The organism is Brevibacillus parabrevis (genome assembly GCF_003710905.1).
Classification (GTDB): domain Bacteria; phylum Bacillota; class Bacilli; order Brevibacillales; family Brevibacillaceae; genus Brevibacillus; species Brevibacillus parabrevis.
On sequence record NZ_RHHV01000021.1, the window covers coordinates 41,650 to 57,460 of the forward strand.

The window sequence follows — 15,811 nt, forward strand, 5'->3', positions numbered from 1 at the left end:
AGAATCGTATGAATGACCAATCGTTTTCCCCCATTGACAGTCCTTCTCTCGCACGCTTTTTTGCACAAAACCCGGATATACACGCAGCGACTTTTCCCTTTCATAAAGAAGAGGCTGTCGCACAGCTGAACTGGGAGGGGATCGACCGGCAGGAAGCCATTCCGGAACTCCGTGCCTATCAGCGGCTGCTGCAAATTTACCCAGATCCACAGGTGGCGAAACTGTTGCTGCAAACAGATGTCACGGATGCGCCGCCACCCGCCCTGCTAAAAAGCGCCGCGGCTGCTTCGGCCCGTTCCGAGCGATTTGATTCTGCGCACAAGATCACTTCGCTCAGCCGGGAGCATTTTCTCGCCAAAGTCGGGCCGCAACTGGGCGAGTCTGGCCCGCAAAAAGCGGGAGAAATCTACGATAACGCAGCGCATATCCGCAATCAGACGATGCACGTGTGGGCGAATCTTGTTCAGCTGCAAGCGCCGCACTATCAGGCGCTTTCCGTGAACGCGACCTCTCCCGATATTTTGGACCATTACACCTCCTTGCCGAGTTACGACGAGCTGTTCGGCAGCTTGAACTATTGCGAGTGCCAGGATTGCCAATCGATTTTTGGGCCTGCCGCCTACTTCGTCGATTTGATGCGGGTGATCGAACAGTACGTGACCAAGCCGAATGCAAAAGAGATCGACAAGGGGATGTCCCTGCTGGAACGTCGAGCCGATTTGGCAAAGATCGAGCTGACGTGCGAGAACACGAACAAGACGATGCCGTACTTGACGATCGTCAACGAGCGTCTGGAGGAAGCGGTACAAGAGGCGTGGGGAGGTCAGGACAAACTGTACCCGTCACTGGCGAAGGCGAGCTATCCGTCCGCGCTGCCTTTCCATTTGCCGCTGGCGAAAATCCGGATTTACTTGCAGCGATTGTCCGTTCAACTGGAAGCTGTGTATCGCACTTTGCCTTCCCAGCCAAAAGATGTCGCAGCCCATACGCTGGGCTTGTCGCCAGAAGAGTGGCAGCTGATTGCTACAAGCGAAAGCGACGTGCAAAAGCTCCAGACGTACTTTGGTGTCAGCGATTTGGCTCAGTTGACAGACGCTTCGGTTTTTTGCAAAAAGACCGGATTGAAAGTGACCGACCTGCGGCAGTTGCTGGAACAAGACCTCTCGGCAGACGAACAGAAAGCCGGGATTGCCAATAACTTTTTTATTAACCGCGATCTCGCAGCACCTGTTGCCCTGGTGCTCGCCGAAGATTCCTCGCAACTGCAAAACCTCGTTCCAAAGGCGCTGGACCGCATTCATCGCTTTTTGCGCCTGACCCGCAAGCTGGGGTGGAGCTACGCCGAGCTGGATTGGGTTTTGCATGTGCTCAACCCGGATACGGTGGCGCTCGATGAGGCGGCCTTGATCGGGATCGCTGCCATCGAGAAGCTGAGAAGAGACACGGGCTTGTCTGTCCTGGCAGCATGCGCTCTGCTCTACGACTTGAAGACATACGGCGATGCTTTATTTGATCAGGTTTACAACGGGAGCGGAATGAGCGTCTACCATCCAAAAGATGCAGGCAGTGAAAACTATCGCTGGAACCAACTGTACAAACAAGACGCAGCGGTATGGAAAATCGGGGCGACGGACGAAGCAAATCGCAAGCAGGCGGGGCGGATTGCGGGCGGTTTGGGGCTTCAGCAGGACGATCTCAGCGCACTGGCAGAAGCTTTGTTTGGAGCAAGCGCGGAAGTAAGCCTGACCGTCGCCAATCTGTCCAAGCTGTACCAGCACGTCAAGCTCGCGGCGCTGCTGAAGCTGCCTGTAGCCCAGTACATCAAGTTCCGCCAGCTGACAGGCACTTCTTTCGCGGAACGGCAATCAGCCGCACAAATTTCTGATTTGCTTGGACAAGCCAGCCAGCTGCGCCGGATGAATCTGCAAGTGTACGAGCTGGACTACGTTATGAACGCGGTCACAAGCCCGTTTGTGCAAGTTGCGTATCAGGACAAAGATGTCGACCCGTGGCTGAAAAATCTGCCTGCTCTGACGGCGAGCACGGCGGAAGATGCCGACCAGCAAAAGAAAGAGCAGGAAGAAAAAATCAGGCAGCAAATCGCTTCTTTCCTCAGTGCGCGAACGGAGCAGATCGATCACTTGCTGCATCTGGCCGGGCGCCAAGAGGTAGCCGATCTTTTCCTGAGCGAGAAGAGCAAAAAGGAAGCTGTGCAACTGTTGCAGCTGCTGTCTCGCTGGCTGTTGCTGACGCGAAAACTGCGACTGACCAACGACGAGCTGGACAATCTCGGTGACGCCAAAGCGGCGTATGGCATTGCCGATGTCAGCGCATTAACGCTGAAAAACATACTCGATCTGGGCAGATGGAAAGAGCTTCGAGCAAGCTTTGCGGATACGACTGGCAATCTGTTTGCCTTCATGAGCGCTGCGAGTGATGAACAACGGGCAAGCGCGCTGGCTGATCTGACGGGACGGCCGTTGGGACAGATTTCCCGCCTTCTCGGTTTGTTTGCTGCGGCAGGCAACCGGGTTGACCAATTGGCAGCAACGAGCCGCGCCATCGACCTTTTGGGAGCAACAGGCGCAGACCCTGAGTTTCTTTTGCACCTGCAAAGTGTTTGCACAAAAGGCGTGGACGAAGCATGGGACGATTATGAAAAGACAGCAGATGACCTGCTTGCGCTGGTGCGAGCGCGACTGGCGGTTGCCAACTGGGACGAATGCTTCGCCCAGATCGACGGGGAAATCCAGGAGCAGAAACGCACCGTGCTGATCGCAACGGCATTGGTGGAGCTTCCGAAAACGCCGGAGCGCGCCTGGATTACCAATTCGCGCAGGCTGTACGAGTATTTGCTGATCGACGTGGAGATGGGCGGGACGACACGCATCTCCTACATCAAAGAGGCGCTGAATGCAGCGCAGCTGTATTTGAGTCGTTGCCGCGAGCTGCTGGAGCCGGGGATTGTCCACTGGAACATCCCCGACCCGTGGTGGGAGTGGCTGCTGAACTATCGGACATGGGAAGCGAACCGCAAAATTTTCCTCTATCCCGAAAATTACCTCGATCCGGCTTATCGCAAAAGCAAAACGAGCCTGTTTGAAGAGCTGGAAAATACGCTCAAGCAGGGCGAGGTGAACGCGCAAACCGTCGAGCAGGCTTTTACGAAATACTTGGATCGCTTTGCCGAACTGGCCAAGCTGAAGTACGTCGATGCGTATTACGGACATATCGTCGGGGCAGACAAGACCGAATCGAACCAACTGTTCCTCGTGGCGCGAACCGAAACGCAGCCGTACAAGTATTACTACCTCATTCGCAATCAGGATACGACCTGGTCAGAGTGGCAGGAGATGGACGTCACGATCAGCGCAGAGACGGTCACGCTCGTCCACGCGTTCAACCGACTGTTCGTCTTTTGGGTCGAGCAAAAGAAGTTTGACAAAAACAACGGCAATGAATCGGCGAAAAAAGCGACAAAAGCCGCAATCAAGTACAGCTTTTACAACTTCAGCGGCAAATGGGTCCAACCCCAGACGCTCGCCGACGACATCATCATCAACGTAGAAGGCAGCGCCTATCAGAAAAAGTATGAGAGCTTGCTGCCCGGCTCGTTGTTTGCGCCCAACCAGATCGCCTGGCAAAAAGTGTACCCGCTCACGATTCAGAAGGATCAGTTCTGGGTACCGGGCGCAGGGACAAATTCGTTTGAAAAAGTCATTCTGCTTTACGGGCCGATGCTCGATTTGGAAGCCAGCCCAGCTCTGAACAAGGTCGATGCACCTGACCGTTCCGATGAAACGACCCAGCAGTTTGAGAGTGAACTGTACCAGACGCTGCGCTACTTCTCTCAGGCAAAATCGCTCTCTTACGACGGCTTGCTTCCGTTGCAGAAGCCGATCGTGATCAACGACGACTTGCAGGTCGGCTTTTTGGCCAATCCGAACGAGTTCCTGCTGTTTGCCAAAGATTCGGACCAAAGCACGCCACAAGTGCGGACCGAAATTGATCGCAGCGCGGGACGACTCAATCTGATCCAGACGAACCAGCTTGTGTACGACAACGATTTGGCCGAGCAAATAACCGTTCCTTCGCCTGTGCTTCGTCCTGTGCGCCTGACGGCAAATTCGTTCGTGTCCAGCGAGGTCGGTATTGAAAGCGCAGGCTCCACCGCGATTTTCAACCAGTTGGTGGCAGAGGGCTACGTGACAAAAGACGGCTCGATCGATCTGTCGATTCCGTTTGATGACGTCGCTTCGTCACTGGAGCAAATACTGGACGGTCAGCCTGGCAAAGAAGACAAGCTGTCGGCTTGCATCAAAGTCGTCGGCAGGGCAGTGGGCACGCCATGGCTGTCTACCGCGATGCGAAACAAAGATTACGGCTTGTTCCCGGTCAAAAATCACCCGTCTGCCTTTGTGTTCCGCGGAGACAAAGAATTTATCCTGCTGTTGGACGGCGAGCAGCAAACGAGTGCCATCAATCGCTCTCTCTTGAACAACGATACGCTGTTTACGCCTGATTCGTTTGTCTCGGCAGCAGTGGGCATTGAGAAAACAGGGGCACAAGCGATCTATCAAGCATTGATTACATCCGGTTTCCTGGATGCGCGCGGTCGCCTGGATGAACAGACAGAGCTTGAGGACTTGACCGAATTTTTGCAGACGCAATTGGCTATTGAAGATCAGATGTACGCCGTGCGCAACATCCTGATGCACCGCCCGGTTTTCAGCAAAGACGACTTCATCGCCGCCGCTCCCATCGATATCCAGCAAAGCGGTTCAGAGCTGATTTTCCAGCAACTGATCGCCGCCGGGTATTTGGACAAGACAGGCCGCCTGGATGCCGATACGGATTTTTACGAGCTGGAAGAGAGCGTCGCCGATATTTTTCAAGGCCAGCTCAATCCGGACAAAAAAACCCGCTATGTGGTCGATACGCTGTATCAACGTTCTTTTCCGACGACGGTCGGGTACCTCAATACCGATCCGGCTATCGGCGGCATATACCGCTTCCGGTTCGAAGCGATCCGCCTGACGACAGCTGCCGTGCATCGGTTGAGCAGCAGGCTGTTTACGGGAGGAGTCGACGCCTTGTTGAGTCTGTCTTCCCAGCAAATTCCGCTGGAGCAAGAGCTGCCTTTTGAACGTTTTCAGTTTTCGGAAAGCTGGGTCGCGGCACCGGAAGCGCTCGACGGCGCGCAAGTGGACTTTTCCGGGGCATACGGTCCGTATTATTGGGAGCTGTTCTTCCACGCGCCTTTGTACATCGCCAATTTGCTGAAGACGAACCAGCAGTTCCAGGAAGCGGCGAAATGGTATCAATTCATTTTCAATCCGACCGTTCCCGTGCAGCCGCTGCAAACCGACTCGTTCCAAAGCTCTACGTTGGGATTGCGCGATTCGCAGCGCATTTACCGGGTGTTAGTCGATCAAAAAATCATTACGGCAGATGGGCAAGTCAGTGCGACGTACAACCGCAAGACCAATCTCGCCAAAATTTTGCCGTTTTTAAAAGACAGCCAGGTGACGACGGTCAAAAACATCTTGTGCAACCATCAGCTAAGCAGTCTCGTCGCCCGCTTCTGGCAGTTCCAGCCGTTCCGCAACCGCACGCTGGAAGCTTTGCGCGAGCAGCTTGGCAATCCGAACGAAATCAAGGCGTACAATGATGATCCGTTTGATCCGCATGCGATTGCCCGACTGCGCAACGGCGCCTATGAAAAAGCGGTGGTCATGCAATACATCGACAACTTGTTGCAGTGGGGAGACTCGCAGTTTGCCCAGTACACGTGGGAATCGATCATTGCAGCTACGATGCATTACGTGTACGCCTACAACCTGCTCGGAGAAAGACCGCAAAATCTCGGGAAATGCCCGGATGCCGCGCCGCTTACCTTTGCGGAAATCTACAGTCGTTACCAGGAAAACATTCCGCAGTTTTTGATTGAGCTGGAGCACGATCAGGACAAGACGGATTCGCTGTTTGCTTTTGCGCCGATCAATGCGCTGGACACGTATTTCTGCGTGCCGGAAAACAAACAATTCAGCGGGTATTGGGACTTGGTGGAGGATCGTTTGTACAAAATTCGCCACGGGCTTAATCTGCAAGGCATTCCGCAGCCGCTCGCCCTGTTTGAACCGCCGCTTGATCCGATGCAGCTCGTGCGTGCGGCCAGTGCCGGACAGGATGTGCTCAGCGCTTTGACGCAGTCCCGGGCGGAAATTCCGTTTTACCGCTTCAGCTATCTGCTAGAGAGAGCGAAAAGCATGACTTCCACGCTGATTCAGCTGGGGAGTACCTTGCTGTCGACGCTGGAGAAAAAAGACGCCGAATCGCTCGCGCTGTTGCGCTCTGCCCAGGAAAAGCAACTGCTCAATCTGACCACGATGATCAAAGAGAAGCAGATCGAGGAGCTGGGCGAAATCATCGCTTCGCTTGAACAGAGCAAAGAAGGAGCGAAAACCCGGTTCGATCATTACTCGCGACTGTTTAATGAAAACCTGAACGCCCTGGAAGTAACCGACCTGACACTGCGCAGCACAGCGATTTACCAGCAAATCGCCGGAGTTGCCCTGAAAGGCTTGAGTATTCCCGGCTTCCTCGCTCCGAAAATTTTCGGACTGGCGAACGGCAACATGCAGTTTGGGGATGCGATCAATGCGGGGGCGCAAGTGGCGGACGGAACGGCGCAAATTCTCGACCATATGGCAGGCTTGATGAGCACGGGCGCGCAATACATGCGGCGCAGGGAAGAGTGGGCGTTGCAGCGCGATGTGGCATCCTACGAAATCGCCCAGATGGACAAGCAAATCGCAGGCTCGAAAATTCGCCAGGACATGCTCCGCCGGGAACTGGAGATCCACCAAAAAGGGATCGAGCAGGCCAAAGATTACGAGGATTACTTGAAGGCGAAATTCACCAACGAAGAGCTGTACCAATGGATGGTGGGACGCCTGTCCTCGGTCTATTTCCAAACGTATCGCATCGCGCTCGATATGGCGATCTCTGCCCAAAAGTCGTTCCAGTACGAATTGAATCGCAACGACCAGTTTTTGCAGTTTGATTATTGGGACAGCCTGCACCGGGGCTTGACCGCAGGCGAAGGCTTGCAGCTCTCGCTTGCGCAAATGGAAAAGGCGTATATGGAGCAAAACTCGCGCGATTACGAGATCGAAAAGACGATTTCGTTGCTCCATCTCGATCCGGAAGCGTTTTTGGCCTTCAAGGATGGCTCGAAAGGCGGCAAGAAAGGCGAGCTGACTTTTACGCTGTCGGAAAAGCTGTTTGATTTCGACTTCCCCGGCCACTACAGCCGCAAAATCAAATCGATTTCCGTGACGATTCCGGCGATTGTCGGTCCGTACCAAAATGTGAACGCCACTTTGACTCAAAACAGCTACCAAATTGTCCGCGATGCGAAGCCAGGTGCCGTCCAGCACTTGATCGATCCGAACCAGCCTGCGCCAACCGACGGCTCGCTTATTTTCGGCACGTCGCCTTACCAGCGAATCGCCCTGTCGCGGGGGATGAACGATCCAGGCTTGTTCATGCTTGACTGGCGGGATGAGCGGTACTTGCCTTTCGAAGGCACCGGAGCCGTATCCAACTGGACGCTGAGCTTGCCGCCCGAGACGAACCGGATTGATTTCGGCAGCATTTCCGACATTTTGCTGAAAATCCAATACACAGCCAAGGACGGCGGTCAAGACTTTGCCAACCAGGTGAAGAGCATGCTTGCGAGCCAACAGCCGCCTTACCCGTATACGCCAGCCAAGATTATCGATTTGAAGCAAGCTTTCCCGGGTGACTGGTCGCGTTTTTGGACAAGTCCGCCGCAAGCGGGCGTCAAGAGCATCCGTTTTGCGCTCGCCGATGCCGTTATTTTGCCGAACTTGAAAGATGTGCGCTTTTTATCGGCGGCTGTCTTTTTGCAAACGCCAGACGGCAAGCTGATCGCGGACAAGGATAGTTCGACGCATTTCTTGCAATTGCAAATCGGCGACGAAGCTGCGAAGCCGATTCCAATCGCGAACAATTACGGTTCAGTCGATCTGTCCGATGTTCCGCTGTCGGCGTCTTCTGCCCAACTTCAATTCCACCTCGCTGAGCTGCCGGATGGCCTTGTTACTAGCGATGCGGCGAGCGGAGAAAGGGAGGTGGATCGAAACAGCTTGCTCGGCATCGTCGTGATTTTTACGTACCAGTCCAATGTTTTTGCAACGAAGTAAGCGAGCGTAACAAGATGTTTTTGCGATGAAAAAGGAGGAAACAAACAGATGGCATGGGAAAATTGTCTGGAAAATTTGCGGGTATCACTGGCTCCGAAACAAGTTTTGGACATGGATACGATCGATTGGAAACAGGTCAATCAAGATGCTTTGGACAACGACGGCTTTAAAAAAGGCGATCCGTACTATCTCGCCTGCCAGGGCCGCCATTGCACGGAGAACGTCAACCAGACTCCTCAGGAGCACGCTTTGTGCCAGTGCAAGGACATCAATGGCAAGCCGTTGCCGGATTGCAAACCGCCAAGCTTTTTGTATCCGTTCAACGCGTCCGTGTGCGTGAACATCGAGACAAAAGAATTTAACTCCAAAAGCGGACGTTCTTGCACGAAGCAAGGAGATAGCTGGTATCAGCTGACGTGCTATTGCTGCTGCTCGTGCTTTGCGTACGGCACACAAATCGGCATCCCGGAAGGCTCCAAGGCAATCGAGCAGTTCAGCATCGGCGATCAGGTGCTGACGGCAAACGTAACGGCTCATGGTGACGGTGTGAATCTGAGCTGGACTCCGGCAACGGTGTCGTTCAGCAGCGGAACCGGGCCGGACGGCTATCAGCCGACGATGGTATTCATCCGCCACGGCGGCGCAGGCTCGATCATCGTGACGCCTGACCATCTGTTCTTGATGCCAAACGGAAAGCTGAAACGCGCGAACCGACTGGTGCCGGGAGTTGATTTCCTCGTTTCCGCGGAAGGCGTGCCTGTGGAAATCAACGAAGTCAGCCTGGGAGAGTACCGCGGAGGCGTCCACCACATCGCGACAGACAAGGAGTTTAGCGGAGAAATCAGCGGTCACCTGCTGATCTCGGAAGGTATCGTTTCCGGCGATTTCAACTTGCAAATTCACGCGGCCGCCTTGAAAGAAGCCTTTTTCGTGGACGATCACGACGAGCTTCCAACGATTGGCCAACCAGAATACGAGCAAACGAACACAGAGCTGTTGAGCGACGAGTACACGAGCTTCCTGCTCATGGCTGGTGACGATGACGAGAAAAAAATCGTTCCGCATACCCGCAAGTTTTATGTACACGGCAAACATACGACAGTCATCCCGAATGACGCGGCATCGTATTTGAGCCAGGCGCAAGCAGTAGACGTCGGCAATCATGCACCGAAGTACGACTTCTCGGAAGTGGGCATCGGCTATGCGACTGTCTCCTATGCCTTGAAGCTGTTCCAAGGCTTCTATCCGGACATCGTCTTCCATCACGATGTGGGCCGCATGGAAACAAACGCGTATGCTTTCGAACAGTACGGCAAACAAGTGGTTGTCATCACAGGCGGAATGACGAGAATCAAGGGGTTTGGGCTGGAAGGAATCGTTACGATTCTCGCGCACATGATCGCCCGTCTGCAAAAAATCCAGCCGCAAGACGAGCTGGGCTACACGTCTGTCGCGATGGCGGATTACTACAGCACCAGCGTGCTGCGCAACGTCTTCTTCGGCAATATGTACGTGACGACTTTCGAGAGCGGAATCAAGCAAATCGCCGAGCTGGTGCTCGACAGCATCGATGAAGAAAATGACGCATACGAGGGAGATCCGTTCGCGCCTACCCGCGAAGTGCGGATCGATTCCATCACAGCCGGAAATACGATGAATTTCCCGCCGGAAGAAGCAGGCGGCCCTGTTCTCGAAGGACTGGAAGTCACGGCGGCAACTGCGGTACTGCCTGTTTTGACACCGCGTCACTTCGTTACGGATGACATCTCCGAGGAGATGGCCGAAGAGGTGTATCAGTCGCTTGTTGCGGCCAAGGTGCTCAGCGAAGAGGGCGAGCTGACAGCCGAAGTATCGGTCGACACGGATTTGTCCGCTTTGTTCAGCGAGCAGTCGGAAGGTTTGAAACGATTGTTGACGGAAGAAGTCCGCTACATTTTGCTGCATGCGACGTCGACGGTTTCCGTTACGTTCAACTTGCCGCTGTCTACCGGAACGGCATTCGATCCGAAGGCGTTTTTGATCAGCCCGGAAGCCAAAGTGAAATTCGTCCGTTTGGGCGAGGATACAAACACACTGCTGATCTCCGCTTCCTTGCAAAAAGAGGTGGAGTACACGATTACGGTTCCACGGATTCTCAAATCGGATAATGGCTCTACGCTGAACCCAGACAAGAAAACGGCGACATTCACTCTGGCCTAACCCGGCATCGAGAATGAAAGAAGACGGAGGAGAGGAATTATGGGAGCAATCGAGGAACTCCGTGAGCACCAGGGAACAGTAGCGGACAAGTGCCGGGAAATGGGCGAACTGCTCGGACTGTCCGAGCCGGTTTCCGAGCTAGTTTTGCAAGCTGCGCTACACGACTCATCGTACGCCCACAACTTGCTGGCGACTCGACGGAACGCTGCCTTTTTGCAATACTTGCTAGCCAATCCTCCTGCTGTGCCCAAGCAGCAGGAGGTGGAAGCGAAGACTTCGCTGCAACTGGTCAAGAAAGCATCGGAGGCTATGTGGAAATGGGCCAAGACCGGCTTTTCCACGGTCGATGAAGCTGTGTTGCAAAAGCGGTACAACACCTGCATGCAATGCCCGAACCTCCAGGATCAAACGGAGCAAATCGTCTACAAAGTCTTTTCCGGCACCAAGCAAGCAGAAGAAAAAATATGTAGTTTATGCGGATGCGTGGTAGCAAACAAAGTGCGCTTGCCCACCGAAGCTTGTCCGGATCGTCATCCGCATTTGCCTGGCGTCAACCGCTGGGAAGAACCGATCGAACAAAGAGGCTAGTTGTTGAAAAAGCGAACAGCGGTAGTCCATTTTGTTGCGATAGCAAGGCGAAAGGAAGCGAAAAGGCACTCTATGCGGAGTGCCTTTTTGATCGTGCGGTTTTCATGCTTTTCTTGTGTTTTTCTCGTGCTTTACGGAATGAGATTGCCCGCTGCTTTGTAGATGCGGTACCATTCTTCTCTGGTCAAGGTCAAGTCTGCGCCTTTGCACGCATCTTTCAGCCTTTGGACATTGGTCGTTCCGAGCACTACCTGAATCTTGGCCGGATGGCGCGTAATCCACGCTACGGCGACAGCGGTATTTGTCACCTCGTATTTTTCTGCAATGTTGTCGATTACTTTGTTCAGTTCAGGGAACCGGATCAGATCGCCGAGAAACGGACCGTCGAACATCCCGTGCTGGAACGGCGACCACGCTTGCATCGTCATGTCGTGCAAGCGGCAGTATTCAAGAATGCTGCTGTCGCGGTTAAGCGATTGGTCTGTCTTCATATTCAGGGAGATGCCCGAATCAATCAAAGGCGTGTGCACGATGCTGAACTGAATCTGGTTGACGACCAGCTTTTGCGGTATGTACTTTTGCAACAGTTGAATTTGCGCAGGATTGTGGTTGGACACTCCGAAGTGTCTTACTTTTCCCTGGGTTTGCAACTGCTCAAACGCTTCTGCGACTTCTTCCGGCTCCATGAGCGGATCAGGACGATGGAGGAGGAGGATATCCAAATATTCCGTTTTCAATCGACGCAAAATGCCGTCGACGGACGCAAGAATATGCTCCTTGGAAAAATCGTAGTAATTTTCTTTGGAACGGATGCCGCATTTGCTCTGCAAAATCATGTTCTCGCGGATCGACGGGTTCATCTGGATCGCTTCGGCAAAATGCTCCTCGCAGCGGCCTTGTCCGTAAATATCTGCGTGGTCAAAAATATTGATGCCTTCTTCAAGCGCTGTGTGGATCAACTTTTCCGCATCGGGGAGGGAAAGCTGCGTCAGCCGCATGTTGCCCATGATCATGCTGGATGCGTGCAGTTCGGTATGTTTGATCGGATAAACCTTCACTCGGATTCCTCCATCCATGTTGTGTTCTTTACTCATTTCGGCAAAGTGCCCTGTTGTACCTACCGCTATTTGATTCCCAGCCCGCGTTTTTTGCGGACAAGCGTAGAGATGTTCACGCCCAGCTTATCGGCACATTCTTGCATCGTACTGGATTCATGCAAAATTCGCTGGATGTACTCCCGCTCAAACCGTTCGACCGCTTCTTTGAGCGGAAGAGCTTCTTCCATTTTGGCGAGATGCAAGGGGAGCGTGCTATGCTGCGCGCTGCGGATCGAGGCGGGAAGCTGGTCGTACGTAATCCGTCCGTTTTCACACATATGGTAGGAACGCTCGACTACGTTTTTCAGCTCCCGGACGTTTCCTGGCCAGTCGTAATCGACCAGCGCTTCGAGCGCATCTGTTTCCAGACGAATTTCCAGTTGGTATTTCCACTCCAGCTTTTTTAAATAGTAGAAAATGAGGGCGGGTATATCCTCTCGCCGTTCCCGCAGGGGAGGGATGGTCAGCGACAGCACGTTCAGCCGGTAATACAAATCTTGGCGAAACGTCTTCTGCTCGACCATCGCCTCCAGATCGCTGTTGGTCGCCGCGATGATCCGCATATTGACCTGCCGCTGTGTTTTCCCTCCAAGTCTCCTGATTTTGCCGTCCTGCAACACGTTGAGCAGCTTGACTTGCAAGGGAAACGGCAAATCCCCGACCTCGTCGAGAAAAATCGTGCCGCTGTGCGCCAGTTCGAACAAACCTTCCTTCGCTTGGCTCGCCCCGGTGAACGCTCCTTTTTCATATCCAAACAACTCTGATTCCAGCAAATGATCGGGAATGGCTCCGCAGTTGATCTTGATAAACTCTCCCGGACGTCCGCTCTCCGCATGAATGTAATTCGCCAGCACATCTTTGCCGACGCCAGACTCGCCGAGCAACAGAACAGGAGAATCGTTCGCCGCAAACCGATTGGCGAGCGAGACAATCCGATGCATCATGCTGCTGCGGTAAATGATTTGCCCGCCAGAGTCGAGATCGCTCTGAATCTGCTCCAGGGCGCGCTGAAAGGAAGAGTTGATTTGCCGCGTTTCCTCCAGCTCCTGTTGCAGCATGTTCAGCTCGGTAATATCGCGGACATTGCCGACGACGAACAGCAGCTCCTGATTTTGATCGAGCAGCGGCGTCGCCGTGTTGATGGCGGTGCGCCCATTTCCGTAGTGGATGACGACGCTGTGCGTCTGCTTGGTTGAGATCGCTCTGGCGGCTGAAGAGTCCGGCACCATGTGCATTTCTTTTTGCTCGATATAGCTGAAGTTGTTCAGGATGTCAGCGGGAATGCCGGTGATGTTCAAATACGCGTCATTGTACAGCAGCACGTAGCCGTTGCGGTCGCATATCGCCAAGCCGTCATGAGACGTTTTGAAAATCGTGGTGATCAGCTGGACAAGCTCTGTGTTGTCGCTTCCCTGAAAAAATTTGGTCTGATACATGGTGATGGTGTTCCCCCTTGGGCGGTGCTTACGGCTTGTATACGAAATAATCAGAATTGATCATCTTTGCGCAAAAATGCATATGCAAAAATGATCATCGGCATCTTTCGGTCTGATGAAACCGCTTTCAGTCACTTGGCACGCAACTTGCTTATACATGATGGTGAACGATGCAGAAAGTGAGGGATGTTTGCATGACTTCATTATATCAGGTATTGGCTCCTACGGGAGAGTTGACGCAAGACATCGAAGGGCGACTGGATGAATCCGTGATGATAAAGATGTATGAAAATATGGTGCTGGTGCGCTTGTTTGACCGCAAGTCGATCAATTTGCAGCGCCAGGGCCGGATGGGGACGTACGCCCCTTTTGAAGGACAAGAAGCTTCGCAGGTCGGAAGCGCGTTGGCACTTACACCGGGCGACTGGCTGTTTCCTACTTATCGCGATCATGCCGCCGCAATCGTGCACGGGCAATCGATGGCGCGCGTGTTTTTGTACTGGATGGGTCATATGGAAGGCAGCATCAGTCCACAAGGCTTGAACGTCATGCCGCCCTGTGTCCCAATCGCCACGCAAATGATTCATGCGGTCGGAACGGCGTGGGCGAGCAAGCTGCAAAACGAGCAGCATGTCAGCCTCGCTTACTTTGGCGATGGAGCGACTTCGGAAGGCGACTTCCATGAGGCGTTGAACTTCGCGGGTGTTTTCAAAACGCCGACGATCTTTTTCTGCCAAAACAACGGCTATGCGATCAGCGTGCCTTTTTCCCAGCAATCGGCTTCGAAAACGATCGCCCAGCGTGCCGCCGCTTACGATATTCCCGGCGTGCGCATCGACGGCAACGATGTGTTCGCCGTCTGGCTGACGATGAAAGAAGCGATGGAACGCGCCCTGAACGGCGAAGGACCGACGTTGATCGAAGCGATCACGTACCGTTACGGCGCTCACACGACTGCAGACGATCCGAAAAAATACCGCGATCAGGAAAAATTGGCGGAGGAGTGGCGCACGGAGCGCGATCCGATCCAGCGTTTGCGTACGTTCCTCGTCCAGCGCGGACTGTGGAGCGATGCACAGGAGGCACAGCTGGTCGCCCGGGCGAATGAGCAGATCGATGCAGCATTGGTGGAAGCAGAGAGCTACCCGAAATCGCGGCCGGAAGACATGTTCAAGCACGTGTACGCAGAGCCGACATGGATGGCGGAAGAGCAGGAGGGCGAGCTTGTGAAGCCAGCGAAAAAGGAGGACATCCCGGCATGATTCGCAAATTGACGATGATTCAAGCGATTACCGAAGCGATGGACCAAAAGCTCGCGGAAGACTCACGCGTCATGCTGCTTGGCGAGGATGTCGGCGTGAATGGCGGCGTTTTTCGCGCGACGGAAGATTTGATTCACAAGTATGGAGCCAATCGGGTCGTGGACACGCCGCTGTCGGAAGCTGGCATTATCGGGGCGGCGATCGGGATGGCGATGAACGGATTGATTCCGATTGTCGAGATTCAGTTTTTGGCTTTTATTTATCCGGGTTTTGAACAAATCGTCTCACACGCTGCCCGCATGCGTTACCGGACGCGCGGACAGTATCATGTGCCGATGGTGATTCGCACCCCGTACGGAGCAGGCATTCGCGGCCCCGAGCTGCACTCGGAAAGCGTCGAGACTTTTTTTGCCCACGTACCGGGTCTGAAAGTCGTTGCGCCGAGCACGCCGTATGATGCAAAAGGACTTTTGATCGCTGCCATCGAAGATCCCGACCCGGTTATTTTTTTGGAGCCGACCAAGCTGTACCGGGCGTTTAAAGAAGAAGTGCCGGAAGAAATGTACCGCGTGCCAATCGGCAAGGCGAAAGTGGTGCGCGAAGGGACAGATATCTCGATTTTTGCCTGGGGAGCCATGCTGCGCGTAGCGGAGGAAGCAGCCAAACAGCTCGAACGGGAGCAAGGAGCGAGCTGTGAAGTCGTCGACCTGCGAACCATCTATCCGCTGGATCGGGATGCGATCGTCGCCTCGCTGAAAAAGACCGGGCGTGCCGTCGTCGTCCATGAGGCGCACAAGACAGCGGGCATGGGGGCAGAGATCATTTCGATCATCAACGATGAAGCGCTGATTTATTTGAAAGCGCCTGTGAAGCGGATTACCGGCTTTGACGTGCCTGTTCCGCAGTTCAGCATCGAGGACGATTATTTGCCGACGCCAGCGCGCGTCAAGAGCGGAATTGTGGAAACGCTTACGTTTTAGCGTAAAGGAGCGAGGGAC

General features: G+C 53.9%; 7 protein-coding genes. 5 read left to right on the forward strand and 2 right to left on the reverse strand.

Features of this window, described 5'->3' with window-relative positions:
* The first annotated feature begins 8 nt into the window (after window positions 1-8).
* Genes EDM60_RS25285 through EDM60_RS25295 form a run of 3 tightly spaced genes read left to right on the forward strand, consistent with a single transcriptional unit; the run spans window position 9 to window position 11,018 of the window.
* Window positions 9-8,231, forward strand: a complete 8,223-nt coding sequence (locus tag EDM60_RS25285) for a Tc toxin subunit A-related protein (protein ID WP_122966422.1) — start codon at window positions 9-11, stop codon at window positions 8,229-8,231.
* A gap of 48 nt (window positions 8,232-8,279) precedes the next feature.
* Window positions 8,280-10,430 (forward strand): Hint domain-containing protein, encoded by a 2,151-nt coding sequence (locus EDM60_RS25290; protein WP_122966423.1) that lies wholly within the window; start codon window positions 8,280-8,282, stop codon window positions 10,428-10,430.
* Between the two features lie 39 nt (window positions 10,431-10,469).
* Window positions 10,470-11,018: a hypothetical protein gene (locus EDM60_RS25295; RefSeq protein WP_122966424.1), complete on the forward strand. Its 549-nt coding sequence runs from the start codon at window positions 10,470-10,472 to the stop codon at window positions 11,016-11,018.
* Between the two features lie 131 nt (window positions 11,019-11,149).
* On the opposite strand, the gene EDM60_RS25300 is transcribed toward EDM60_RS25295, so the two are convergent.
* Together EDM60_RS25300 and EDM60_RS25305 are read right to left on the reverse strand one after the other, a co-directional pair.
* Window positions 11,150-12,076, reverse strand: coding sequence for an aldo/keto reductase (locus EDM60_RS25300; protein ID WP_167470382.1), 927 nt, complete (start codon window positions 12,074-12,076; stop codon window positions 11,150-11,152).
* Window positions 12,077-12,141: 65 nt separating this feature from the next.
* Window positions 12,142-13,551 carry a sigma-54 interaction domain-containing protein gene (locus EDM60_RS25305; protein ID WP_122966426.1) on the reverse strand — a complete coding sequence of 470 codons (1,410 nt, stop codon included), beginning with the start codon at window positions 13,549-13,551 and terminating at the stop codon, window positions 12,142-12,144.
* Between the two features lie 194 nt (window positions 13,552-13,745).
* Between EDM60_RS25305 and pdhA the strand changes: the two genes are divergently transcribed.
* Entirely contained in the window at window positions 13,746-14,813 is a 1,068-nt protein-coding gene (pdhA, locus tag EDM60_RS25310) for a pyruvate dehydrogenase (acetyl-transferring) E1 component subunit alpha (RefSeq protein ID WP_122966427.1), read from the forward strand.
* Entirely contained in the window at window positions 14,810-15,793 is a 984-nt protein-coding gene (locus tag EDM60_RS25315; protein ID WP_122966428.1) for an alpha-ketoacid dehydrogenase subunit beta, read from the forward strand. Before pdhA ends, EDM60_RS25315 begins: the two co-directional genes overlap by 4 nt.
* Window positions 15,794-15,811: the final 18 nt, after the last annotated feature.